At 68.4% G+C, this 23138-nt stretch carries 21 protein-coding genes and 1 pseudogene; 12 read left to right on the forward strand and 10 right to left on the reverse strand.

Annotated elements, in window-relative coordinates:
- Positions 1-214: 214 nt before the first annotated feature.
- Positions 215-985 (reverse strand): class II aldolase/adducin family protein, encoded by a 771-nt coding sequence (locus JKL49_RS12975; protein WP_215341015.1) that lies wholly within the window; start codon positions 983-985, stop codon positions 215-217.
- Between the two features lie 78 nt (positions 986-1063).
- The gene (mnmH, locus tag JKL49_RS12980; RefSeq protein ID WP_215341016.1) at positions 1064-2119 is read right to left on the reverse strand and encodes a tRNA 2-selenouridine(34) synthase MnmH; all 1056 of its coding nucleotides are present in this window, start codon (positions 2117-2119) and stop codon (positions 1064-1066) included.
- A 98-nt stretch (positions 2120-2217) separates the two neighbouring features.
- On the opposite strand from mnmH, the gene selD reads away from it, so the two are divergent.
- The 4 genes from selD (at position 2218) to JKL49_RS12995 (ending at position 5511) form a co-directional block, all read left to right on the forward strand.
- Entirely contained in the window at positions 2218-3267 is a 1050-nt protein-coding gene (gene selD, locus JKL49_RS12985; protein ID WP_215341017.1) for a selenide, water dikinase SelD, read from the forward strand.
- Positions 3268-3272: 5 nt separating this feature from the next.
- Positions 3273-3884, forward strand: a complete 612-nt coding sequence (locus tag JKL49_RS21025; RefSeq protein ID WP_215341018.1) for an HAD-IA family hydrolase — start codon at positions 3273-3275, stop codon at positions 3882-3884.
- Positions 3881-4006: a hypothetical protein gene (locus tag JKL49_RS21205; protein ID WP_283816637.1), complete on the forward strand. Its 126-nt coding sequence runs from the start codon at positions 3881-3883 to the stop codon at positions 4004-4006. The genes JKL49_RS21025 and JKL49_RS21205 overlap by 4 nt, the downstream gene beginning before the upstream one ends.
- A 92-nt stretch (positions 4007-4098) precedes the next feature.
- Positions 4099-5511: an alpha/beta hydrolase family protein gene (locus tag JKL49_RS12995; protein WP_215341019.1), complete on the forward strand. Its 1413-nt coding sequence runs from the start codon at positions 4099-4101 to the stop codon at positions 5509-5511.
- Between the two features lie 6 nt (positions 5512-5517).
- Here the strand turns inward: JKL49_RS12995 and glpK are convergent, their stop codons facing one another.
- Positions 5518-7017, reverse strand: a complete 1500-nt coding sequence (gene glpK, locus JKL49_RS13000) for a glycerol kinase GlpK (protein WP_215341020.1) — start codon at positions 7015-7017, stop codon at positions 5518-5520.
- 204 nt (positions 7018-7221) lie between these two features.
- Here glpK and JKL49_RS13005 point away from each other — a divergent pair, with 204 nt between their 5' ends.
- The 3 genes from JKL49_RS13005 (at position 7222) to JKL49_RS13015 (ending at position 9759) form a co-directional block, all read left to right on the forward strand.
- Entirely contained in the window at positions 7222-8349 is a 1128-nt protein-coding gene (locus tag JKL49_RS13005) for a DUF2336 domain-containing protein (RefSeq protein ID WP_249778082.1), read from the forward strand.
- Positions 8350-8380: 31 nt separating this feature from the next.
- Complete coding sequence (locus JKL49_RS13010; protein WP_215341021.1) at positions 8381-9166, forward strand: NAD kinase; 786 nt, start codon at positions 8381-8383, stop codon at positions 9164-9166.
- Positions 9167-9276: 110 nt separating this feature from the next.
- On the forward strand, positions 9277-9759 hold the full coding sequence (locus JKL49_RS13015) for an Hpt domain-containing protein (protein WP_215341022.1): 483 nt from the start codon (positions 9277-9279) through the stop codon (positions 9757-9759).
- 128 nt (positions 9760-9887) lie between these two features.
- Here the strand turns inward: JKL49_RS13015 and JKL49_RS13020 are convergent, their stop codons facing one another.
- The gene (locus JKL49_RS13020) at positions 9888-10673 is read right to left on the reverse strand and encodes an NUDIX hydrolase (RefSeq protein WP_215341023.1); all 786 of its coding nucleotides are present in this window, start codon (positions 10671-10673) and stop codon (positions 9888-9890) included.
- A 43-nt stretch (positions 10674-10716) separates the two neighbouring features.
- Positions 10717-11865 carry a SpbR family protein gene (gene spbR / locus JKL49_RS13025; RefSeq protein ID WP_215341024.1) on the reverse strand — a complete coding sequence of 383 codons (1149 nt, stop codon included), beginning with the start codon at positions 11863-11865 and terminating at the stop codon, positions 10717-10719.
- Positions 11866-12045: 180 nt separating this feature from the next.
- On the opposite strand from spbR, the gene JKL49_RS13030 reads away from it, so the two are divergent.
- The 4 genes from JKL49_RS13030 (at position 12046) to JKL49_RS13045 (ending at position 17027) form a co-directional block, all read left to right on the forward strand.
- On the forward strand, positions 12046-13857 hold the full coding sequence (locus JKL49_RS13030; RefSeq protein ID WP_215341025.1) for a hybrid sensor histidine kinase/response regulator: 1812 nt from the start codon (positions 12046-12048) through the stop codon (positions 13855-13857).
- A 49-nt stretch (positions 13858-13906) separates the two neighbouring features.
- The gene (locus tag JKL49_RS13035) at positions 13907-15103 is read left to right on the forward strand and encodes a CaiB/BaiF CoA transferase family protein (protein WP_347340380.1); all 1197 of its coding nucleotides are present in this window, start codon (positions 13907-13909) and stop codon (positions 15101-15103) included.
- A 375-nt stretch (positions 15104-15478) separates the two neighbouring features.
- Entirely contained in the window at positions 15479-16435 is a 957-nt protein-coding gene (locus tag JKL49_RS13040) for a hypothetical protein (RefSeq protein WP_215341026.1), read from the forward strand.
- A gap of 160 nt (positions 16436-16595) precedes the next feature.
- Positions 16596-17027 (forward strand): hypothetical protein, encoded by a 432-nt coding sequence (locus JKL49_RS13045; RefSeq protein WP_215341027.1) that lies wholly within the window; start codon positions 16596-16598, stop codon positions 17025-17027.
- Between the two features lie 112 nt (positions 17028-17139).
- Here the strand turns inward: JKL49_RS13045 and JKL49_RS13050 are convergent, their stop codons facing one another.
- Both JKL49_RS13050 and JKL49_RS13055 read right to left on the reverse strand, forming a co-directional pair.
- Positions 17140-17964, reverse strand: a complete 825-nt coding sequence (locus JKL49_RS13050) for a transglycosylase SLT domain-containing protein (RefSeq protein WP_215341028.1) — start codon at positions 17962-17964, stop codon at positions 17140-17142.
- Between the two features lie 63 nt (positions 17965-18027).
- Positions 18028-19794, reverse strand: a complete 1767-nt coding sequence (locus JKL49_RS13055; RefSeq protein ID WP_347340381.1) for an ATP-binding protein — start codon at positions 19792-19794, stop codon at positions 18028-18030.
- Positions 19795-20061: 267 nt separating this feature from the next.
- Between JKL49_RS13055 and JKL49_RS13060 the strand changes: the two genes are divergently transcribed.
- Positions 20062-20751, forward strand: a complete 690-nt coding sequence (locus JKL49_RS13060; RefSeq protein WP_215341030.1) for an energy transducer TonB — start codon at positions 20062-20064, stop codon at positions 20749-20751.
- On the opposite strand, the pseudogene JKL49_RS21410 reads toward JKL49_RS13060, so the two are convergent.
- The 3 genes and pseudogenes from JKL49_RS21410 to JKL49_RS13070 form a co-directional block, all read right to left on the reverse strand.
- Positions 20735-20851, reverse strand: a pseudogene (locus tag JKL49_RS21410) (hypothetical protein); the annotation flags it as partial. The gene JKL49_RS13060 and the pseudogene JKL49_RS21410 sit on opposite strands and share 17 nt — an antisense overlap.
- An 8-nt stretch (positions 20852-20859) precedes the next feature.
- Positions 20860-22029, reverse strand: a complete 1170-nt coding sequence (locus tag JKL49_RS13065) for an acyl-CoA dehydrogenase family protein (RefSeq protein ID WP_215341031.1) — start codon at positions 22027-22029, stop codon at positions 20860-20862.
- 65 nt (positions 22030-22094) lie between these two features.
- Positions 22095-23132: an NAD(P)/FAD-dependent oxidoreductase gene (locus JKL49_RS13070; RefSeq protein WP_215341032.1), complete on the reverse strand. Its 1038-nt coding sequence runs from the start codon at positions 23130-23132 to the stop codon at positions 22095-22097.
- Between the last annotated feature and the right edge of the window lie 6 nt (positions 23133-23138).

The raw sequence follows: 23138 nt of genomic DNA on the forward strand, positions 1-23138 counted from the left end.
CGTCCAGTGACAGAACGATGGCTGTACATGTCTGGCCGGAAATAGACCGCGGTTACACCGTGCAATGGCCGCATTTGAGCGACCACAGCCTTTGAATCAACCGCTTAGCGCCAAGAAAAAGGGCGCCGGTTTCCCGACGCCCAAAGACTGTTGTTCTGCGAAAACCGTCCCGACCCGGACCGTCCGGACCGGGGCCGTTTCCGCTCGGGAAGAATCAGGCGTCGTAGCCCGGCAGCTCGCGATCCAGGCGGCGAAGCGCGCCCGGCCACGCCAGCTTGCCGCCGATGCCGCGCATGACCTGGCCCTTGACCTCGGTTTGGGCGGCCTCGGGCGCGAACAGCACATTCTCGCGTCCGGCCGACAGGGCCATGACCTGCATCTGGCAGGCGCGTTCCAGGTAATACATGCCGGTCCAGCAGTCGGCGGCGCTTTCGCCCACCGAGAGCGTGCCGTGATTGCGCAGCAACATCAGGGTCTTGTCGCCGATATCGGCCACCAGGCGCTCGCGCTCGTCGAGGTTCAGGGCGATCCCCTCATAGTCGTGATAGGCGAGCCTGGGCAGGACGATGCAGGCATGCTGCGACAGGGGCAGCAGGCCCTCCTTCTGGGCGGCGACGGCGACACCCTGGTCGGAGTGCAGGTGCATCACGAACTTTGCGTCTTCGCGCGCGGCGTGGATCGCCGAGTGGATGGTGAAACCCGCCGGATTGATGAAGTAGGGCGTGTCCTGGAGGATCTTGCCGTCCAGGTCGATCTTGACCAGGGACGAGGCGGTCATCTCCCCGAAGTACATGCCGTAGGGGTTGATCAGGAACTGGTGCTCCGGCCCCGGAATCCGGGCCGAGATGTGGGTGTAGATCATGTCGTCCCACCCGTAGAGCGCCACCAGCCGGTAGAGGGCGGCGAGGTCCACACGGGCCTCCCACTCCTCGGCGCTGACCTTGCCCTTCAGAGAATTCACGCCTGCAAGCGAACCATCGGCCATGGCGGCCTCCCTCGTCTGATCGTTAAGTGATCGTTGGTCACAGGGTCGCGCCGCAGCGCTCTAGCGTCAAGGCCGGGCTCAGATCGACGCCAGCCGACGGATCTCCGTGACGGCGGCGTCCTGCCCGGCGGCGTCGAGGCTGGGCAGTTCGATGACACCCAGGCGAGGCCGCTCATCCTTGCGGGCGGAGCGGTCGTAGGCAGGGTCGTAGTGATGCTCCATGAGCGCTGCGGCCAGTTCCTCGAATTCCCCCGCGTCCGCAAGGCTCCGCCAGTTCTCGAGCCGCTTCTGGCCCGGATAGGCCGGCAGGCGCGAAAAGGCCGCCTCGAGCTCCGCCCGGTCATCGATCACATCGCGGTAGGCCTCCACGAGATAACGGGCTCGCGCCTCGCGTGGGGCCTGAATCTCGATACGGGGCGCGGTCTGCATGGCCTTCCACACCGCGGGCGGCGTCATGCGGTCGCCGATCTTGCTGGACTCAGCCTCCACCACGATGGGCCGAGAGGTGTCGAGCTTGTCGAGCTCCGCCAGCAGACGGCTCTCGAACAGCTTCTGGCTCGGCTGGGGCCGCCCGGCCACGGCGCCGAACAGGGAACCGCGATGGGAAGCCAAGCCTTCCAGGTCCAGGGTCTGCACGCCCTGCTCCATCAGGCGCGCCAGGATCTCGGTCTTCGCCGACCCCGTATGGCCATCCAGCAGGATCAGATTCAAGGGCGGCGCCTCGTCATAGAGCCGCGCGGTCACGGACCTGCGATAGGTCTTGTAGCCTCCGGTCAGCAGCCAGACCGGCCAACCCACCTGGGAGAGGATGGTGGCCATGGCGTTGGATCTCTGGCCACCGCGCCAGCAATAGATCAGCGGCTGGAAGCTGGCAGGACGATCGGAGAGCGCCTCCTCCAGATGACGGGCGATATTGCGCGCCACTTGGGCCGCGCCGATGCGGCGGGCCAGGAACCGGGACTCCTGGACATAGATGGTCCCCACCTCCGCCCGTTCGGCATTGTCCAGGACCGGCAGGTTCTCGGCGCCGGGCATGTGGTCCTCGGCGAATTCCCCGGGGCTGCGAACGTCGATGACCGCGTCGAAGCGGGCGAGCGATGCGGCGTCGACCGCCTCGGTGAGCTGGATTCCCATGACCCACTGTTAGCACCGCGCTCGCGGCGGTGGCGAGGCTGGCCCGCCGCCTGGACGCGGACTAAGACGGAAGCAGCTTCATCTCCGTGAGATTCCCCATGCCCGACGCCGTCCGCCTGACCTCCCTGGCCCACGGCGGCGGCTGCGGCTGCAAGATCGCCCCGGCCGTACTGCAGGACATCCTGGCGCGGATGCCGGCGGCGGCCGCCTTCCCTAACCTGCTGGTGGGGACCGAGACCTCAGACGACGCGGCGGTCTGGCGGTTGAACGACACCCAGGCCCTGGTGGCCACCACCGACTTCTTCATGCCGGTGGTGGACGACCCCTTCGACTTCGGCCGGATCGCCGCCACCAACGCGCTGTCGGATATCTACGCCATGGGCGGCAAGCCGATCCTGGCCCTGGCCATCGTCGGCATGCCCATCGACAAGCTGGCGCCCGAGACCATCGGCCAGATCCTGGCCGGCGGGGCGTCGGTCTGTGCGGCGGCCGGCATTCCGGTGGCCGGCGGCCACTCCATTGACAGCGTCGAACCGATCTATGGCCTGGTCGCTCTGGGGCTCGTTCATCCCGACCGGGTGCTGAAGAACAGCGCCGCCAAACCCGGCGACGTCCTGATCCTCACCAAGGCCCTGGGAGTCGGCGTGCTGAGCGCGGCCTTCAAGCAGGAAAAGCTGGACGACGCAGGTTACGAAGCCCTGATCGCTTCCACCACCCAACTCAACGCGGTGGGCGAGGTCCTTGCGGCGCAGGACGGCGTCCACGCCATGACCGACGTCACCGGGTTTGGCCTGCTGGGCCACGCCCTGGAGATGGCGCGCGGCGCGGGGCTGACCGCCCATGTCGATCCCGACGGCGCCGCGATCCTGCCCGGCGTCGAGGCCCTGGCCCGCGCCGGGGTCCGTACCGGCGCCTCGGTGCGCAACTGGGCGAGCTACGGCGCGTCGGTCGAGGCGCCCGGCGACCTGGCGGACTGGAAGCGCGACCTGCTGTGCGACCCGCAAACCAGCGGCGGCCTGCTGATCGCCGTCGATCCCGCCGCGGTCGAGCGCGTTATGGCGCTGGTGAAGGGCGCGGGCTTTGGCCTCGCCACCGTGGTGGGACGGCTGGGCGCGCGCAACGGCCAGCCGCTGATCCTGGGTATCTAGGCGCCGTGGCGAAGAAGCTGAGAGGTGTGATCTTCGACGCCGACGGGGTGCTGCAGCATGCCGGGCCGTTCGCGACAGTGGATTGGGTGTGGAGCGCCCAGCAGCACCGGGACTTCGTCAGCGGCTTCTATCGCGCCGCCGCGCCGGAGGCCCTGGCCGATGTCGGCGCCTTCACAACCGCCTGCGAGCGCGCCTTGGCGCAGGCCGGCTGGCCGCACGACGCGGCGACCTATCTGGAGCGCTGGGCGCAGGAGAACGTCATTCCCGACCCGGCCATGCTGGAGGATGTGCGGCGGCTGCGGGCGGCCGGGATCGCCTGCTATCTCGGCTCCAACCAGGACGCCTTCTGGGCGGCTCACGTCGAGACCACCCTGGGCTACGGCGCGTTGCTGGACGGCCTGTTCATCTCCTGCCGCCTGGGCGTCGCCAAGCCGCAGGCGGCCTTCTTCGAGGCGATCCTGGCCCAGATCCCCTTCCCGCGCGAGGACCTGATCTTCTTCGACGACAAGGCCGCCAACGTGGAGGCGGCGCTGGCCTGCGGCCTGGAAGCCCGGCTGTTCACCAGCCGGGCGCGATACCTGCAGGATTTGGAGGAGCTGTACGGCCTGGAGTCGTGAGTCAGCGCGACGACCGGACCCTGAACGGCACCTTCCGCAAGCTCAATCCGACCTTCAGAGAGCGGCCTGAGTTGCGGGACCACTACGAGATCGACTGGGCTCGAGAGTATTTCCAGACCTGAGGGGACCCGGGGCATGCGCCTTGCGCATCGACCTCGACGGCATCACACCTGAACAGGCGTGAGCTTTGGACCTGACGACGGGGAGACGGGGCATGAGGCCGCTTGAGGCTGTTCTATTGCTGGTCCTGCTGGCCGGTTTCCTGGCAGGCGCCGTCCCCGCGATCCGGACCACCTGGCTCGCGCGGCGGGTTCCGCTGGCGGTGGCCCTGGCCGCCTCCGCTCAGGTGCTGGTGGAGGGCGCGCGCTGGCAGATGGCGCCAGCCTACGCCCTAGCCCTGGCCATGGTCCTGGTCTCGCGCCGAGGTTCGCCGGAGGGGGCTGCCGGCTGGCGGCGGGTCCTCGGCGAGGCCGCCGTGACCGGGCCGGCCGCCCTGGTCCTGGCGCTGGCCGCCGCCCTGCCCTTCGCTATTCCCGTTCCCCGCCTGCCTGCGCCGGACGGTCCCTATGGCGTGGGGACCGCGACCTATCACTGGATCGATACGGCGCGGCCGGAGATCTTCACCGCCGCCCCGGACGATCGGCGCGAGCTGATGGTCCAGGTCTGGTATCCGACGCGGCCGGGCCATACAGGGCGGCGCGCGCCCTATGTCGAGGACGGCGCGGCCCTGGCGCCGCTGGCCCGCCTGCTGCGCCTGCCGGGCTTCGTTCTCTCCCACCTACCGCTGATCCGCACCAGCGCCGTGGTGGACGCCCCGGCGGCGGCGGGACGCCCCTTTCCGGTCCTGCTGTTCTCCCACGGCCGCGCCGGGTTCCGGCAGCACAACACCTTCCAGGTCGAGCACCTGGTCTCCCACGGCTATGTGGTCGCCACCATCGACCACCCCTACGCGGCCAGCGGCGTGCGCTTTCCCGATGGCCGCACGGCGAGCTTCGACTTGCGATTGCAGGACCGGCGCTTCTTCGACCGGGTCATGCCCTATCTGGCCGAGGACGCCAGCTTCAGCCTCGACCAGCTCACCGAGGTGAATCGCGAGGACCCCAAAGGCCTGCTCACCGGCCGACTGGACCTGGCGCGCGCCGGCATGTTCGGCCTGTCCATGGGCGGGGTGATCACCGCCGAGACCTGCCTGCGGGACGCACGCTTCAAGGCCTGCCTGCCCATGGACGTCCACATGCCCGCCGACGTGGTTGCAGCCGGCCTGGCGCAGCCGACGATGTGGATCAGCCGCGACGCCGCCACCATGCGCCGGGAAGGCTGGGCGGAGGCCGATGTGATAGAGACCCAGACCACCATGCGTTCGGTGTTCGCCAGCCTTCGGGCGCCGGGCTATCTGGTGCTGGCGCCGGGCATGTACCACCAGGATCTGTCGGACTTCACGGCCCTGATCTGGCCGCCGCTCGGCCGCAGGCTGGGACTGTACGGCTCCCTGGACGGCGCACGCTCCCACGCCGTCATCAAGGCCTATTCCCTGGCCTTCTTCGACCGCCACCTGAAGGGCGAACCGGCGCCCCTGCTGGACGGGCCGTCGGCCGGCTATCCCGAAGTGATCTTCGCCCCTCGCTGAGGCGTCCTAGCCCTCGGTCCGCACGCGGGCCACCGCATCCAGCCAGCGGGCATAGGCGGCCTCCCGGCCGTGGCCATCCAGTTTGGGGTCGTGGCGTTCGGTGGCCGGACGGGCGGCGGCGGCGGCCTCCACCGTGGCGTAGACACCGACCCCCAGCCCCGCGAACAGGGCTGCGCCGAGCGCCGTGGTCTCCTGGTAGGTCGCGCGGCCCACCGGCACGCCGGTGAGGTCGGCCAGGCGCTGGCTGAACCAGGAGGAGCGCGACATGCCGCCATCGATGCGTATCTCCACCGCCTCGCCGAAAGCGTTCGGCGCGTCGGCGCGCATGGCCTCCACCAGGTCCCGGGTCTGCAGGGCGCAGGCGTCGAAGGCGGCCTGGGAGATTTCCGCCAGCGTGGTGTCGCGGGTCAGGCCGAACAGGGCGCCCCGCGCCTCGGCGTCCCACCAGGGCGCGCCCAGGCCGGTGAAGGCCGGTACCATGACCACGCCGTGGTCTTCCTTGGCGCTCTGGGCCAAGGCCTCGATGGCCGAGCCGCCCCCGGGGACGTTCAGGCCTTCATTGATCCATTGCAGGGCGGCGCCGGCGATGAAGATCGAGCCCTCCAGGGCATAGGTCGTCTTGCCGTTCAGACGGGCGGCCACCGTGGTCAGCAGCTTGGCCCGCGACAGGGGCGCGGCCTCACCGGTGTTGATCAGCATGAAACACCCGGTGCCATAGGTGGCCTTCATCTCGCCGGGCCGGATGCAGCCCTGCCCCATCAGGGCGGCCTGCTGGTCGCCCGCCACGCCACGGATCGGAATGGCGCGGCCCAGCAGGGCGGCGTCGGTCTGCCCATAGTCGGCGGCGCAGTCACGCACGTCGGGCAGCAGCGAGGCGGGCACGTCGAGCAGTTGGAGCAGTTCCTGCGACCAGCGCTGTTTCCTGATGTCGAACAACAGGGTGCGCGACGCATTTGTCGCGTCGGTGGCGTGCACCTTGCCCCCGGTCAGCTTCCAGATCACCCAAGTGTCCATGGTGCCCACCAGCAGCTCGCCGGCCTGGGCCCTGGCCCGCGCGCCGGGAACATCCCCCAGCAGCCAGGCGATCTTGGTGCCGGAGAAATAGGGGTCCAGCAGCAGGCCGGTGATCTCGGTGACCCGGGCCTCGTGGCCGGCGCGGCGCAGTTGCTCGCAGGTGGAGGCCGTACGGCGGTCCTGCCAGACGATGGCCCGGTGGATCGGTTCGCCGGTGGCCTTGTCCCAGATCACCACCGTCTCGCGCTGGTTGGTGATGCCGATGGCGGTGACGTCCTCGATGGGCCGGCCCGACGTCTCGATGGCCTCCTTCATCACCGCCACGCTGGTGGCGAAGATCTCGTTGGCGTCATGCTCCACCCAGCCGTCGGCCGGATAGAACTGCTCCAGCGGCCGCCCGGCCTCGGCGAGCGCGTGGCCCTGAGCGTCAAAGAGGATGGCCCGGGTGGAGGTGGTCCCCTGGTCCAAGGCCAGGATCAAAGGTTCGGCCATCACACCCCCCGTACAAACAAGCTGCGCCACGTCGCCACATTCGTGGTCAGTGGCCCGAGCCCCTTTGGGGCTCAGTTCCCTAAAATGAAAGCCTGGCGGACGCCAAAACCGGCTTCCACTTTTGGCTGCCAGGCTTTTGTAACCATGTTTTCATACCGTCCTGAGCAGAATCAGCCTGAACGATTCCGAGCTAAGGAAACGGGTTTGAGCGTCGCCGCCAAGACGGAAGAGATACTGGGTCTGGCCCGGAGCCGCGCGGTCCATGACCGCGAGCGCCTGCTGTTGGCCATTGTCGACCTGTGCGACGCCGGCGAGGGCGCCGAGGCGGTGATGAGTTCCGCCCCTGTCCAGGCCCTGCTCTCTTCCATCTTCATGAGCCTGGTGGTGGAGGCCGAACGCGACATCCGCAAACGGCTGGCCGAGAAACTGGCCACCGCCGCCTGGGCGCCCGCCGCCCTGATCAATGTGCTGGCCCTTGACGACATTGAGATCGCCCGGCCGATCATCTCATCCAGCCCGGTGCTCCAGGACCCGGACCTGGTGCGCCTGCTCACCGAGGCCACCATCGAGCACCAGATCGAGGTGGCGCGCCGTCCCAATCTCGGACCGCCGGTGGTCGCCGCCATTCTGCAGCAGAACGAACCAGCGGTGCTGACGGCGCTGGCGGGCAACCTCGCCGCCCAGATCGGCAAGCCCGAACTCACCGCCCTGGTTCAGGCCTCGCGGAGGATCGTGTCCCTGCGTTCGCCCTGCGCCCGCCATCCGGGCCTGACCGACGATCTGGCGCGCGAACTCTATGTCTGGGTCGGCCAGGCCCTGCGCCAGGCGCTCACCGCCCGCTTCCGCCTCGATCCGGAGGCCATGGACGCCGCCATCGCCGAATCGGTGCGCGAGGCCCATGGCGGGATCGTCTCCGAGCATCCGGAACAGCAGGAGGTCTGGCAGCGCGAGGGCGAGAAGGAAGAGATGGAGCGCCGGCTGCTGGCCAAACTCGACATCGCCGGCCAGCTCCGCCCCGGATACCTGCTGCGCGCCCTGCGCGAGAGCAAGCTGTCGCTATTCATCGGCGGCCTGGCGACCCTGGGCCGCTTCGATCCCGAACACGTGCGCCGCTCCGTCGATTCGGACCGACCCGAGCTCCTGGCCCTGGCCTGCGCCGCCGTCGGCATCGACCGCAGCGTCTTCCCCACCATCCTGGCCCTGGTCCGCGAGCTGAACGGCGGCAAGCCCGGCGGCGGCCAGGAGGGCGAACGCCGCGCCGTGGGCGCCTTTGGCCCCTTCGCGCCGGACATCGCCAACGCCGCCTTCCGCCAGGCGGCCGGCAGGGTTTGACAAGACCCGCGTTTCTCGCGCACCTCGCCCCATGTTCAAGGCTGAGCCCTTCGTGACCCGCCTCGCCTTCCTGGCCAGCGACCGCCCCGAGGCCCAGGAGGCCCGCATCGCCCTGATCGCCCGCTATGGCGAGGTCCCGCCGAACGAGGCCCAGGTGGTGGTGGCGCTGGGCGGCGACGGCTTCATGCTGGAAACCCTGCACGACCAGATGGGCGGCGGCCACAAGCCGATCTACGGCATGAACCGTGGCTCGGTCGGCTTCCTGATGAACGAGTACAGCGAGGACGGCTTGCTGGAGCGGATCAGCGTCGCCGAGAAAGCGGTGATCCACCCCCTGACCATGACCGCCGTCGACACCTATGGAAAGCCGCATAAGGCCTTGGCGATCAACGAGGTTTCCCTGCTGCGCCAGACGCGGCAGACCGCCAAGCTGCGCATCTCCATCGACGGCAAGGTGCGCCTGAACGAGCTATCCTGCGACGGCGCCATGGTGGCGACCCCGGCGGGGTCGACGGCCTACAACCTCTCGGCCCACGGGCCGATCATCCCGCTGGACGCCAAGGTCCTGGCGCTGACCCCCATCAGCGCGTTCCGGCCCCGGCGCTGGCGCGGCGCCCTGCTGGCCCACACCGCCAAGGTCAGCTTCGATATCCTGGAAGCCGACAAGCGGCCGGTCAGCGCCGTGGCCGACAACCTGGAGGTCCGCGACGTCCTTGAGGTCCATATCGCCGAGGACCGCGAGATCAGCATGTACATGCTGTTCGACGCCGGGCGCAGCCTCGAGGAACGCATGCTGGCCGAGCAATTCTCGGTTTAGGTTTTGGTCCGCCGCGGGCGCGGAACCATCCATCTCGTCGCACCCCCACCTCATGCGTTGTTAACGCCTACGATCTAGGTTTCTGTGGACGAAAGTGCAGGAGCCGAGTCGTGAGCCAAGAGAATTCCGGTCAGGTGATCCAGGTCCCCAACACCCTTCGCCTGAAGGTCGGCGGACGTTTTGGCGCCATCGATCCGGGCGCCATCGCCAAGGCCGAAGCCGCGCTGAAGAGCCTGTCTGGCAACTTCGCGCAGTGGCTCAATGACGAGGTCACCAAGCTCGAGGGCGCCCGCCAGCGCGTGAAGACCGAGGGCATGAGCCCCGAGACCATGGAATTCCTCTACTTGCGCGCCCATGACCTGAAGGGTCTGGGCACCACCTACGAATTCCCGCTGATCACCCGCATCGGCGCCTCTCTGTGCAAGCTGATCGACGACAAGGACAAGCGCATGCAGGCGCCCATAGCCCTGATCGACGCGCACATCGACGCCATCAAGGCCGCCGTCCGCGACGACATCAAGACCGATGAACATCCTGTGGGTAAGATTCTGATCGAAGCCCTGGAAGCCAAGGTCCGCGAGACCGGACTTTAGCATCCAATTGCTCCCCCTGCGGGGGAGCTGTCAGCCCGACGGGCTGACTGAGGGGGTTTGGGCGGCGCAGCCGTAACCCCCTCCACCGCCTGCGGCGGTCCCCCTCCCCCGGTGGGGGAGGAATTAGCTCACATCACATTGGCCAGCGGCTCAGCGACAACGCCGTAGCCCGCATCCACAGGCAGCGTTAGCACACGGCCTTCCGGGCGGTCCTCGATCTTCGGCAGGACGGTGACCAGGGTGCGGGCTTGCGCGCGGGCCACGCAGTCGGCGGCGCTGGTCGCCTCAGCCAGCAGCTGTACATTCATCCGCGTCGGAAAGATCACCTTGCGCTCGCCGGCTTCGGCCAACCGCAGCACCTCGGCGGGCTCGATCCATTCGGCGTCCACCGTCTCGCGCCCGTCGCAGGCGGCGAGCTGGTCGGCGGGCGCGAGCGCCGTATAGAACCAGGTGTCGAACCGCTTCGGCGTCAGGGGCGGGGTGATCCAGCGGGCGAAGATGGTGAGCGCGTGCAGGTCCAGCTTGGCGTCCAGCTCCTTCACCACATCCAGGAAGGCGGTCTCCCCGCGATCCACCGCCTGGCGCACGTCCAGCGGCGCGATCTGGTCGCCCATCGGTGAGCCGTCGGTATGGGCGGCCAGCAGGATACCCGCCTCCTCGAACACCTCGCGGATCGCCGCGATCCGCAGACCCCGTTGCTCGGCGTCGAAGTCGGAGAAGCCGAGGGTGTGATCGGCCCAGGCCGGATCATGATCGCCGGCGTGGGACTTGCCGCCCGGAAACACCAGGGCGCCTGAGGCGAAATCGATCTGGTGGTGGCGCTTGACCATCAACACCTCGAAGGCGGGGTCGTCGCGCAGCAGCAGGATGGTGGCGGCGGGCTTGATGTCCGCGTCGGGGGCGATCTCAGTCATGCCGGCAGCTTGAGCGCCACAGTCGCCGCGAACAAGCCCGCTGTTAGGCGCTTTCGGCCAGCCGCACGCTCTTGCGGGCCTCGTGGGAGATGCGGTCCATCTTTTCCAGCAGGTATTCGACGTCCTCGCGGGCGGCGTTGGCCGGCTGGGTGAGGAAGCGTTGCAGCATGCGCTCCTGGAACCGCTCGCGGTCCTTGGCGCCGCCGTCGAACTCCATGGAGTGGAAGGTGTCCACCCCGGCGCGGAAGGCCGGGAACAGGCGGGCGGGCAAGCCGGCCCGCTCATAGATGGCGCGCAGGCCCAGCGGCCCCGCGTCATGGATCATCAGCCAGGTGCGGTGGTGGGGCACGCTGGCGAGCTCAGCCAGGCTCCACTCGAAGAAGGTCATGTGCCCGTGGGCGAGCGACCGCAGCAGCAGCGAGGCGCTCAGGCGCTCATGCTTGCGCAGGTGGCTGACGAAGCTCTTCACGTCGGGTGCGCGGCCGGCCTGGTCCACCAGGTCGATGGTGGCCCGCTCCTTGGCGCCCATGGCGATCTCAAGGGCGAGTTCGGGCGACAGCGCGTGGTGGTTCAACAGGTGGTCGCGGACCTCCTCGCTCACCAGGTCGATCAGCTTCTCGGTCACCGCCATCGGCAGGGCGGCGCGATAGGCCACGGCGGCCAGGACCCGCTCGGACTTCTCGAAGCGTTCGATGACCTTGGCCAGCGCCCGGTCGGCGAAATCGGCGTTGTCGTTGGCGCAGGCGGCTTCCACCGCCCGCTCGACGCCATATTCGACGATGGCGTTGGTGACGGTCTGGGAGACGCGCGGGCGTTTGGCGATAACGACCTGGCGGACGGGACCGCCCAGGCGGACGATCTCGGCCAGGTCCTCATCGGTGAACACCGGCGACGACGACAACATCGGCAGGGCGATGCTCTCGACGTCCTTGGCCAGGCGCAGGGCGACGTCGCGCGGGACGATGGTGGAGTTCTTCAGAGTGACGGCCAGGGCCCGGCGGACCAGCTCGCCGGCGTCGGCGGCCATGACCCGCAGGATTTCCTGGGCCTGGACCCGTTCCTCGTCCGTAAGCTCGTAGCGGTCGATGTTCCGGCAAAGCTTGTGAGCCGCCACGGCCCGCTCGTCCGGCGTCGCGCCCTTCACCAGGGTGCGAATATCTTCGTCCGTCAGCGCCGCCCGCGTGGTCGCCATTCTTGCACCCGATCCCCGCCCCGGAATCACCGGAGTCCGTCACGGTTATAATGACTGGTTAGGCTTAATGATCGGTTGCCTGAGCGCGATCCGCTGAAGCTGTGGATTAACCCTGGCCGGTAACTTCGCGCCAACCCTGATCCACTACCTTGCGTGGCGATATCTCCCCCGAGGCGCCCCATGGCCACGACCCCAGATGATCGGACGGCCGAACCCCAGCGGGGCGGCCAATCGGCGACACAGCAGGCCTTGGAGGCCCAGACGGCCCTCCTGCCCTACGCGCTCGCGGTCTTCGCCGTCAGCCTTCCGGCCTATGTCTGGGCCGGCAGCCATGCGGTGAACGCGGTCTGGATGACCGGGACCTTCGCGATCTTCGCCGCCGCCTGGGGCGCCTTTTACGGCGTGGTGAACTGGCTGAAGGACCCCGAGGCCGCCAACAACACGGTAAAGCGTGGCCGGGTGCAGATTCTGTCGGCCCTGATCTGGGCATTGGCCGTGGCGCAGATCGCCGCCTTCTCCGATGGCGCGGGTCCCGCCCGCGAGCCGCTGCTGATGACCGCGCTGGCCGCCGCGGTGGTGATCATCTTCTTCGCCTCCCCCTGGCTGCCCAGCCTACTGATCGTCGGACCCGCCGCCGCCGCCGGTCCGCTGATCGCCCTGTTCTCGCGGCCGCAGGACAATGACCTGGCCAGCAACGCCTGGGGCGCCATCGCGCTCGCCATGGCGCTGGCCCTGATCCTCAACCGCATCCTGCGCCGCCAGTTCTCCATGGCCGCCGAGCGCGAGATCCTGATCGCCGAGCGGGCGGGCAAGGTCGAGGAGGCGCGGCGCCTGGCCCAGTCCAAGTCCGACCTGGTGGCCACCCTGAGCCACGAGATCCGCAACGGCCTGACCGGCGTGGCCCACGTCCTGGCCGCCGCCGCGGGCCGCAACGGCCGTGGCGCGCCGTCCCGCGAGCAGCTCACCGCGGCCCTCGACGCCGCCAACGACCTGATCGCGGTGCTCAACACCACGCTCGATTCCGAGACCGCCGAGGCCGGCCGCCTGTCGGTGGACACCCGCCCCTTCGACCCTGTGGCCCTGCTGCGCGACCTGGTGCTGCTGAACCGTCCCAACGCCTCGATGAAGGGGTTGGAGCTGACCCTGCATGTGCCGCCGGAGCTGGAGAGCGGCCATGCCGGCGCGGCCCTGGCCGACGCCCACCGGGCCCGACAGATCATCGCCAACCTGATCGGCAACGCCGTGAAGTTCTCCGTCCGTGGCCGCGTCGAGGCTCGCCTGGAGATCACCGCCGCCGGCCGCCTGGCCATCGAAATCGCCGACACGGGCCCCGGCCTGGCCGCCGACGAACTGGAACGCGCCTTCGAACCGTTCGCCCGGGTGGAGCGCACCAGCGCTGGCACGTCGGGCGCGGGCCTGGGCCTGTCCCTGGCCCGTCAGCTGGCCCGCCTGATGGGCGGCGACCTGACCGCCCACAGCGCTGTGGGCGTCGGCTCCTGTTTCCGCCTGGAACTGCCCTATGACGCCCACGCCGTGGCCGAGCGCGTGGTGGAGGCCGTGGAGGTCGCCGCCCCCGACCCGGCCGAGCGCCGAACCCTGAAGGTGCTGATCGCCGAGGACGACGCGCTGAACGCCGCCATGCTGCGCGCGGTGATCGAGCAGCTGGGTCACCAGGTGGTCCACGCTGTCGACGGCCGCCGCGCCTTCGAACTGGCCAAGATCTGCGAGTTCGACCTGGTGATGATCGACGGCCGCATGCCCAACATGGACGGCCCGGAGACCATCGCAGCCCTCCGCGGGCTGGACGGGGCGGCGGCCGACGTGCCGATCGTCGCGGTGATCGGCGGTGACGCTGAGGAAGCCCGCGAATGCACCGACGCCGGCGCCGACGCAGTGCTGCGCAAGCCGGTCAGCGTGGCCGCCGTGGCCCGCGCCGTCGCCGACGCCGTCGCCGTCACCCGCAAGGACGCCCTGGCGCGCCTCACCGCTTGAGGCCTGAGCCGGTAACGCCCATGATCCTGGAAACAGGTGGGGAAGACGCGTGCTGCTCAAGGGTCTGAAGGTCGTCGAATTCGCCTCCTATATCGCCGCGCCCGGTGCGGCGGGCATCCTCGCCGACTGGGGCGCGGAGGTGATCAAGGTGGAGCGGCCACAGGGCGACCCGATGCGCCACGTCTTCGCCGACGCCAAGAGCGAGCTCACCGGCAACCCCACCTTCGGCATGGACAATCGCGGCAAGCGCGCCGTCGTCCTGGACATCGCCAAGCCTGAGGGCCGCGACGCCCTGGCCCGTCTGGCTGCCGAGGCCGATGTTTTCCTGACCAATGTCCGGCCGGCCTCGCTGCGGAAGTACAGGCTCGACGAGAAGACCCTGCGGGCCGCCAATCCTCGGCTGATCTACGCCGTGGTCACCGGCTATGGCCTGGAGGGCCCCGACGCCCACCTGCCCGGCTTCGACGTCACCGCCTTCTGGTCGCGGGCCGGCGTGGCGCGGATGCACGCGCCGAAAGGCTCCGACCCCTTCATCCTGCGCACGGGTGTGGGCGATCACACCACCTCGCTGGCCACCACCTCGGCGATCCTGGCGGCGCTCTACGAACGCGAGAAGACCGGCGAGGGCCGGCTGGTGGCCACTTCGCTGCTGGCGACCGGCACCTATGTGGTGGGCTCGGACCTGGCGGTGCAGCTCGTCTTCGGCAAGCTGGCGTCGAACCGCCCGCGCACCGATCCCTTCGATCCCCTGGCCAACTTCTACAAGAGCCGCGACGAGCGCTGGTTCGTGCTCAACCCCCGTGGCGGGGCCGCCGACTGGCCGGTCCTGGCGGGCGTCTGCGGACGACCTGACTGGCTGGAGGACGAGCGCTTCAAGGGCGGCAAGGCGCGCAAGGCCAACAACCGCGACCTGGTGGCCGAGTTCGAGGCCGCCTTCGGAGCACTCGACTTCGACGAGATCGCCCGCCGGCTGGACGGGGCCGACCTGGTCTGGGCCCCCGTCCAGACCCCCGCCGAGGTCGCCGCCGACCCGCAGGTCGAGGCCGCCGGCGCCCTGATCGCCGTGGAGGACGGCCACGGCGGAACCTACCGCTCCCCCAACTCTCCGGCCCAGTTCCCAGGTGTGGTCACGACCCAGCGCCCGGCCGCGCCCGGCCTGGGAGAACATACCCGCGTGGTGCTAGGCGAGATCGGCTACTCCGAGGCCGAGATCGACGCGATGATGGCGAGCGGGGCTGCGGGATAGGCCCACCCCTGTGGCGATCCGGGCGACGGACGCGGCAAGGTCTGAAGGCCCAGCCCCTGCCGGGCTGCCCGGGCAAAGGGCGGGTTTCGGCAAGGCGGCCAACATCGCGATTCGACCCTGAGGCGCAATTTGGAACGTCCGCTGTCGAGCGTTAGACCTTGAATGAAGCACTTGCCCGTTATTCGCGTATCAAGGGTCGCTGTAGTTGTAATACCCCATGCGTCATGGCCACACTTAATCAACGACAAAGGGGCAGGTTTGGCGATGATATTGAGAAGAGATTCTTTCGCCGCCATTGCAGCGAGCATCCTCTTCGTGTGCGCACCGTCCTGGGGTTGGGCGCAAGGTGTGTCCGCCTACGCCGCAAGGTGTAGGGTGGATGAAGAAATCGCCGCACCGGATCGATCCTCGGTCGATACTCTCGCACTCGCCATCGCCCGGAACATGCTTAGCGGGAATGGTGATGCACTGCGGGAGCAGATGTCGGCAGCTGCGCGATCTGCGGCCGCGCCATCCGCCCTCGCGGAGTATCTGCGGTTGGCTGTTGTGCCGTTAGCTCCCTATCAGAACGTGCACGTCGCCCACACCTATCAGATTGACGTAACTGGCGGGCGGAACCCACTGCCCAAGATGACCTGTGGGCGCTCGCTCGCGGACCCAGATGCTGTGGCGCTGTCGATGCTAGCAAACCCTCGCCAGTTCCACGTCGAGGTTACGGCCCACACCATCAACAACGACTGGTCAATATTCATCTGGCTGATTCCCGAGGACGGAGTTCTAAAAGCGCTGTCGGTGCAGTTCGATGCGACAGCCATCTCGGGTAGGACATCAGCAGCACTCCGCGCGCTGGCGATTGAGCAGGCAGCTCGCGGCCATCACGTGAATGCGGTGCTGCTCTATCGCGCAGCGGAGAGCATAGCCGGTCGGGGACCGAATGCGATTCCTGTATGGAAGCAAGACCTCGACAAGGAGGTCCGTGGCCTACAGATGCCCCCGGAACTTAGCGGCGGCCTTGAGGGGACTTGGCGCTTCGCAAATCAGACATTCAGCGCGAGCGACGTTGGCGTGCTTGGCGTTGGCGGCGATCTGAACTTGGTGATCGTGCGCCGTACTGATCGGTGGACCGATGACAGGACCGTCGATGCCGACAACCGCTCGTTTGTCACCACTATCTTGAAAGACCATCCCGCGCTCGCCGACAGCTTTGCATCAATCCTCGTGAGGGCCATGAAGCCGGACGGATCGGGTGGACTTGCGACAGGCTATGAGTTTGGAAAGGGGTTCCTCCAGCATCCGGCGAGAAGCTCTGCGACAGTAGTCCAGCGACGTTGAGCAGGCCAGCTTAGCGGATCGTGGAGGGTGGGGGTGGCGTCAGACGGCGACTCACCTTGAGTGCGCAGTGAACGGCAGCTGCCCACCCTTGGCTGACGTCGACAGGGTCCGTTATCCGGCACTCTGGGGACGGGAGTAATGCTCGCCAGAACGAGCGTTGATGCTTGTTCGCTTCACTAGCGTGGTGTGGGAGGACGTTGCCGATGTTGTCCTGGTCGCCCTGACCGCCATCGGAGATCAGGTGGCGCCGCTGATTGAGAAGAGAAACTATGGAGCCGGTGTCGATGCCTTTCTAGGTGTCCTGGTCTCGGTCGATGACGAGGACAATTCTCGGTTCGCGAAGCCACACAATCGGCTGGGGACCGTTACAGACGCGAAGGGGCGTCGGTTCAAGCAGCTCAGTATGGCCGTTGAGCTTTCACCCGATCTTCTGGCAGGTCAGACGGCGGGTGAGTTACGCAGGCTTTTCGCCCAGGAACTTGCACACCGTTTGAATGAACGCCCCTTCAGACTCGCCAGGGGGTTCGATTGGACTTCCTTCAGCGTGGACCTTCAACTGGCCCTCGGCGCGGCCGAACGCGGCGATGCTTAGCGTCCGCTCACCACCCATCTGAGACCTTCCGAACGTCGGCTTCCCGGCAAGGCCCGCGAAGCGTCCAGGATCCCGAAGATGAACTCCAGCGGGGCGCAAGGCGGCGCGTTCCCTAGCTCTTGCCGTCGCGGGCGTCCGACAGCACCCGCAGCATCTCGCTGGAGAAGATCGAGCCGGTGAGGCGCGAGCTGGAGCCGTCGCGGTCGGTGCTTTGGCTGCCGCGCAGGATCAGGTCAACCAGGGCGTCCTGCTCCTTCAGCCGTTCGGTGCGGCGGGCCGAGGCATATTGGATGAAACCGTCATCGGCGGGCGCGGCGGGCGCGGAGGCCCCCGGGCCGACCCCGCCGGTGCGGGTCAGGTTGGCGTAGACCTCGGCCACCGTGGCCGGGCGGCCGTCGCGATAGAAGATGGAACGGTTGGCTTGGGCGGCGTCGGGAAACAGGCTGGCGGCCGCCGCGCCGGGGCGGGTGTTGGCCGCCTCGATCAGTCGGGCCGAGCCCTGGGGACCCAGGAAGTGGGCGGCATAGAGCTCGCCCGCCGTCGGCGTACGGCCGGTGCGGCCCTTCAGATAGGAGGCATGGTCCGACGCCAGCTCGCCGGCCATCAGGGAGGCCGCGTGCGGATCGAGCCGCAGGTCCATCACCGCCTTGCGCGCCTCGGCGCCGTTGACGCCGTAGCGCCCGTCGGCGCCCTTGGTGATCAGGTCGGCGTAGCGGGCATAGCCGTATTTGGAGCCGTGCTGCTTGAGCGTGGACAGCCAGGTCTGCTCGACGAACTGGAAGAGGCCGGCCGCCGACGAAGACGAGGCCTTGGCGCGGGGATTATAGCCGCTCTCGCGATTGGCGGTCTTCATGAGGAATGAGAAGTCGACGCCCGTCGCGGTGGACGCACGTTGGATAGCGGCTTCGACCGCGCCCCTCAGACCCTGGATCGCCATGGTCCCTGGTTTGAACCGGTATGGTTAACGCCGCGCTAACCATACTGCGGCTGACGCGCGCACTCAGGCGGCGGCGACCCGCGCGGCGCCCTCATCGGCGCGGTTCAGGCAGGCCTCGAGGATGGACAGCAGGCGCGCAAGCTCGATGGGCTTGGCGATGAAGTCGTCCATGCCGGCGGCGAAGTAGGCGTCGGTCTCGTGGCTTAGGACGCTGGCGGTGACAGCGATGATCGGGATGTGGGCCCGGCCGCCGGCCTGTTCGCGGGCGCGGATTTCCCGGGTGGCGTCCAGGCCATCCATGCCGGGCATGTGGATGTCCATCAGGATGGCCGACCAGGTCCCGCCTTCCCAGGCTTCGATGGCCGCGGTCCCGCTGTCGACGGTGATGGTCTCGATGCCGAACTGCTCCAACAGGGTGCGGATCACCAGCCGGTTTGTGGGGTTGTCGTCGGCCACCAGAACCCGCAGGTCGTCGTCAAAACTGGGCTCGGCGGCGGGCTGGGCGAGCGCCGTCGGGGTCTCGGCGCGGGCCAGGGGCGTGGTAAAGCTGAAGCAGGAGCCCTCCCCGGCCGTACTGGTGAAATCGATCTCCCCGCCCATCAGGCCGAGGATCTCGCGGCAGATGGAAAGCCCCAGCCCCGTGCCGCCGAATCGGCGGGTGGTCGAGGCGTCGGCCTGGACGAATTTCTCGAACAGCTGCGGGGCGCGTTCCGCGGCGATCCCCAGGCCGGTGTCGGTGACGAGGACCTTCAGCAGGTCGCCGTCGGCGTCGATGCGCGCGGTGACCGAACCCACCTCGGTGAACTTGAGTGCATTGGACAGCAGGTTGGAGATCACCTGCCGCAGCCGCACCTCGTCGCCCCGCCGCCAGCCCTTGGCATCCGGGGTGATCTCAAGGCTGAAGTCGAGACCGCGCTCCTGGGCCAGCCCGCCATAGAGGGCGGCGAGGTCCTGGGCGAAGCCCGCCATGTTGAACACCGACGGTGAGAGCTCCAGACGGCCGGCCTCGATCTTCGAAATGTCGAGAACGTCGTTGATGATGCTCAGCAGGGCGCGGCCGGACTCCTGGATGGTCCCCAGCCGCGAGCGCTGCGGCTTGGACAGCGGATCGGCGCTCATGGCCTGGGCCATGCCCAGCACGCCGTTCAGCGGGGTGCGCAGCTCGTGGCTGATGGTGGCCAGGAACTCGGTCTTGCTGCGGTTGGCGGAGTCGGCGATCCGGGCCAGGTCCTGGGCCTGGATACGCAGGGTCTGATTGGTGGCCAGTTCACGCTCGATCTGGCGGTTCAGGGCCTCGGCGGCCAGGCGGGCGCGCAGTTCGCGCATCACCACGCCGCGGGTCATGTTCGAAAGCCCGATAGCCCCGAAGGCGCCCGCCAGCCCGACGAAGGCATACTGCCCCGCTGCGCCGGGCCCGGCCTGTCCGGCGAAGAACACCAGGGCGGCCAGGGCCAGGATGACGGAGGGCGCCAGGATGCGGACACTTGGCCCTACCGTTGCGAAGCCCAGGGCCATGATCACGAAATAGACCAGCTTCGGCGCTTCGTAATGAATCGACAGATAGGCCACGACATTGGCCAGGATCAGCGCATTGGTCGCGAGCGCCGCCATCTCAAGGGTCAGCTGGGCGGAGGCGGGATTGCGCAGCAGGCGATGGAAGCCGAGGCAGACCACCGCCGCGACAGCCGACAGGCCCATCAGGACAGCCAGCGCCGCCCCCCTCTCGTAGAACGGATGGCTGGCGGTGATAATGAGATAGTAGATCCCCGCCGCGATCAGGTATCCGCGCACTACCGGCCGATAGACAGCCGCCAGCTCCTTTGACGGCACAGGCTCGACAGCTCTTGAGAACATTTCTGATTCGCGCCCCAGATCTCACAAAACCTTAGGAGGAAAGGGGTTGCGCCGTCATTAATGGTTTATGGCCCCTCAGCGCGTATACCAGCGAATACTTGCGACGAAGCGTCGCAGTTTCTTGGTTGTAGAGACACAACCTGACCATCCCGGGGACATGGTTTAGCTTCCCCAAGGTCAAGCCTCCGCCACGATCGGCGCGCGACCCTGTTGTCGGTGACGATAACAAAAGGGAGGTCGCCAATGGTCGTCCAACAACCGTTCCCCGCCGGACACGCGGTCAATCCGAAAACCCGCCGCGCCATGACCGCGGCGATCGGGGTGTCCATCGCGGCCCACCTGGGCCTGGTGGCCTATCTCGCCGTCCAGCGGTTCCGGGCGCCGCCGGAGGATCGCCCGGCCGTCGAAGACCCGGGCTTCAAGGTGGAGCTCTACACGCCCGAAAAGAAGGTTGAGCCGCGGACCAAGCCTGAGGTGCATCTGCACGACACGCCGATCCCTGAGACGCCGCCGAGCAATACGATCCAGGCGCCGCCCACCGATCCGCCGGCCAACCCCACCATGGGTCCGCCCCCCACCACCATCGCCAAGGCCGATCCGCCGCCCCAGGTGATCGAGGTGCCCAAGGCGCCGCCGGTGATCACGTCGCCCACCTGGCTGCGCAAGCCCGGCGCCAAGGAGTTCGCGCGCTTCTATCCCGACAGCGCCATGCGCCGGAACATCGAGGGCGGCGCGACCCTGGCCTGCCTGGTGGGCGGCGACGGTTCGGTCAGCGCCTGCCAGGTGGTGGCCGAGAGCCCCGACAACGCCGGCTTCGGCCCGGCCGCCCTCAAGCTCGCGGCCTACTTCAAGATGAGCCCCCAGACCCGGGACGGCCAAGCGGTCGACGGGGCCATCGTGCGCATCCCCATCCGGTTCAGCCTGGGGAATTAAACTCACCGTCATCCCGGACGGCCGCAAGGCCGATCCGGGACCCAGGGGCCGCGCGCTTGGCTCCTGGGTCCCGGCTCTCCGCTGCGCTGCGGCCGGGATGACGGTGGGCTAGTAGCTCTTGGGCAGGCCCAGCACGCGCTCGGCGATGTAGTTCAGCACCATCTCGCGGCTGATCGGCGCGATGCGGGCGATCATCACTTCGCGGAAATAGCGCTCCACGTCGTATTCCTTGGCGTAGCCCATGCCGCCGTGGGCCAGGACGGCGGCCTCGCAGGCGTTGAAGCCCGCCTCGCCGCCCAGATACTTGGCGGCGTTGGCCTCGGCCCCACAGTCGCGGCCGGCGTCGTAGAGGGCCGCGGCCTTGAACGCCATCAGATTGGCGGCCTCCAGCTCGGCCCAGGAGCGCGCCAGGGGATGGGCCACGCCCTGGTTCTGGCCGATGGGACGGCCGAACACGATCCGCTCCTTGGCGTAGGTCGTGGCCTTGGCGAGCGCCGCGCGGCCCAGCCCCACGGCTTCGGCGCCGAACAGCACCCGCTCGGGGTTGAGCCCCTCCAGCAGATAGTAGAAGCCCCGCCCCTCCTCGCCGATCAGATCCCCCTCGGGGACCTCCAGGCCGTCGATGAAGACGCTGTTGGACTCCACCGCCTTGCGGCCCATCTTCGGGATCACCGTGGCCGAGATCTTCGACCGATCGAAGTCGGTGTAGAACAGGCTGAGGCCCTCGGTGGCCTTGCGCACCTGATCCTTGGGCGTGGTGCGGGCGATGATCAGCATCTTGTTGGCCCGCTGGGCCATGGTCGTCCACACCTTGCGGCCCGAGATCACATAGCCGTGGTCGGTCCGCACCGCCCGGGTGGTCAGGCTGGTGGTGTCGAGACCGGAGTCCGGCTCGGTGATGCCGATGCAGATCTTGTCCTCGCCGGAGATCAACCGGGGGATGGCGCTGGCCTTCAGCGCTTCGGACCCGAACTTGGCGATAGGCATGGGGCCGAAGATGTTCAGGTGCATGGCGCTGGCGCCGGAGAAGCCCGCCCCGGACTCCGCCACCGCCTGCATCATGATGGCGGCTTCCGTCAGGCCAAGGCCCGACCCGCCGAGCTCTGTGGGCATGGCCGTTCCCAGCCAGCCGCCCGCGGCCATGGCGGCGACGAAGGCCTCGGGGAACTCGCCGGTGTCGTCGGTGCGCCGCCAGTACTCGGCGTCGAAGTCGGCGCAGACCCGGGCGACGCTGTCGCGGATCGCCTGCTGTTCGTCGCTCAGCCAGAAGGCGCTCATGCTCTCTTCCCTAGTCTTTCATTTTTTCGCGTGACGGGCGCCAAACAGGTGTCAATTTTTGGCTGTCACGCTCCGGTTTTCTCGAACCGCCCCGGATCGAGCCGGGCGGCATAGGGACCCAGGTCCCCTTCCGTCACGCAAGCGGTGATGATCTTGGCCACCAGGGGCGCCAGCAGCCAGCCGTTGCGCCGCGCGCCGACGGCCAGCAGCACCCCATGGTGACGGCCTCGCCCGACCATGGGCAGGCCGTCTGGGGTGGCGGCGCGGACCCCGGTCTGGGCTGTGACCTTCGCGGCCGTCACAGCCGGGAATAGCCGCCCACCCGCCTCCAGCAGGCCCGCGACCTGATCGGGTTCGACGGCCAGGTCATCGGCCCCGGCCTGCATGGTGGCGCCCAGGGTCAGGCCGCCAGGCGCGCCGGTGACATAGGCCCCCTCGCCCCGCACCACGACGCCCTCATAGGCCGGGCCATCGGTGCGCAGGATGTGGCCCTTGATGGGGGTCAGGCGGCCCAGCAGCGGCGCCATGACCGCGAGACCCTTGCCCATCCCCGTGGCGATCACCAACCGCTCAGCGCCTTCGAAACCGTCGGCGGCTCGGGCGTGGACGGTGACCCCGGCGGCCTGCGCGGCGCGGCGCAGCGCCGCCAGGGCGGCGGCGGCGTCGATGCGCCAGTCCTCGCGGGTCAGCAGCGCGTGTCCCCAGCCGGGCGCCAGACCAGGCGCCAGGCCGATCATGGCGTTGCGCGACAGATCGGTGGGATGCAGGCCCAGCTTGCGGATGCCAGCGTCGGTCGCCTGCAGGAAGGCCGCATCGCCGACGGCCATGGCGCCGGCACGATCCACGGTGATCCCGATCCGCGTCTCCAGCGCCGGCCAGAGATCACGGGCCGCCAGCATCAGGTCGAAGTGGGCCCGGGTCTCAACATCCAGCACCGCCTCGAACACCGGCGCCAGCATGCCGGCCGCGACCCTCGAGGCGTTTCCGCCGTCCGGCGACGGATCATAGACCGCCACCTCGGCGCCGGCGTCAGCCAGGGCGAGCGCCGTCGTCAGACCGAGCGCGCCTGCGCCCGCCACCGTGATCCTCGGCTTGCGGCTCATGGCCCT

Origin of the sequence: Phenylobacterium glaciei (assembly GCF_016772415.1) — a bacterium.
Taxonomy (GTDB): domain Bacteria; phylum Pseudomonadota; class Alphaproteobacteria; order Caulobacterales; family Caulobacteraceae; genus Phenylobacterium; species Phenylobacterium glaciei.

Bases quoted from the DNA above. Each gene is read 5' to 3' on its own strand.
- JKL49_RS13070 (WP_215341032.1), bottom strand. From the start codon at position 23,132: ATGAGCCGCAAGCCGAGGATCACGGTGGCGGGCGCAGGCGCGCTCGGT.
- JKL49_RS13045 (WP_215341027.1), top strand. From the start codon at position 16,596: ATGCTTGTTCGCTTCACTAGCGTGGTGTGGGAGGACGTTGCCGATGTT.
- JKL49_RS13065 (WP_215341031.1), bottom strand. From the start codon at position 22,029: ATGAGCGCCTTCTGGCTGAGCGACGAACAGCAGGCGATCCGCGACAGC.
- selD (WP_215341017.1), top strand. From the start codon at position 2,218: ATGCCCGACGCCGTCCGCCTGACCTCCCTGGCCCACGGCGGCGGCTGC.
- spbR (WP_215341024.1), bottom strand. From the start codon at position 11,865: ATGGCGACCACGCGGGCGGCGCTGACGGACGAAGATATTCGCACCCTG.
- mnmH (WP_215341016.1), bottom strand. From the start codon at position 2,119: ATGGGAATCCAGCTCACCGAGGCGGTCGACGCCGCATCGCTCGCCCGC.
- JKL49_RS12975 (WP_215341015.1), bottom strand. From the start codon at position 985: ATGGCCGATGGTTCGCTTGCAGGCGTGAATTCTCTGAAGGGCAAGGTC.
- JKL49_RS13050 (WP_215341028.1), bottom strand. From the start codon at position 17,964: ATGGCGATCCAGGGTCTGAGGGGCGCGGTCGAAGCCGCTATCCAACGT.
- JKL49_RS13060 (WP_215341030.1), top strand. From the start codon at position 20,062: ATGGTCGTCCAACAACCGTTCCCCGCCGGACACGCGGTCAATCCGAAA.
- JKL49_RS13020 (WP_215341023.1), bottom strand. From the start codon at position 10,673: ATGACTGAGATCGCCCCCGACGCGGACATCAAGCCCGCCGCCACCATC.
- JKL49_RS12995 (WP_215341019.1), top strand. From the start codon at position 4,099: ATGAGGCCGCTTGAGGCTGTTCTATTGCTGGTCCTGCTGGCCGGTTTC.
- glpK (WP_215341020.1), bottom strand. From the start codon at position 7,017: ATGGCCGAACCTTTGATCCTGGCCTTGGACCAGGGGACCACCTCCACC.
- JKL49_RS13030 (WP_215341025.1), top strand. From the start codon at position 12,046: ATGGCCACGACCCCAGATGATCGGACGGCCGAACCCCAGCGGGGCGGC.
- JKL49_RS13010 (WP_215341021.1), top strand. From the start codon at position 8,381: ATGTTCAAGGCTGAGCCCTTCGTGACCCGCCTCGCCTTCCTGGCCAGC.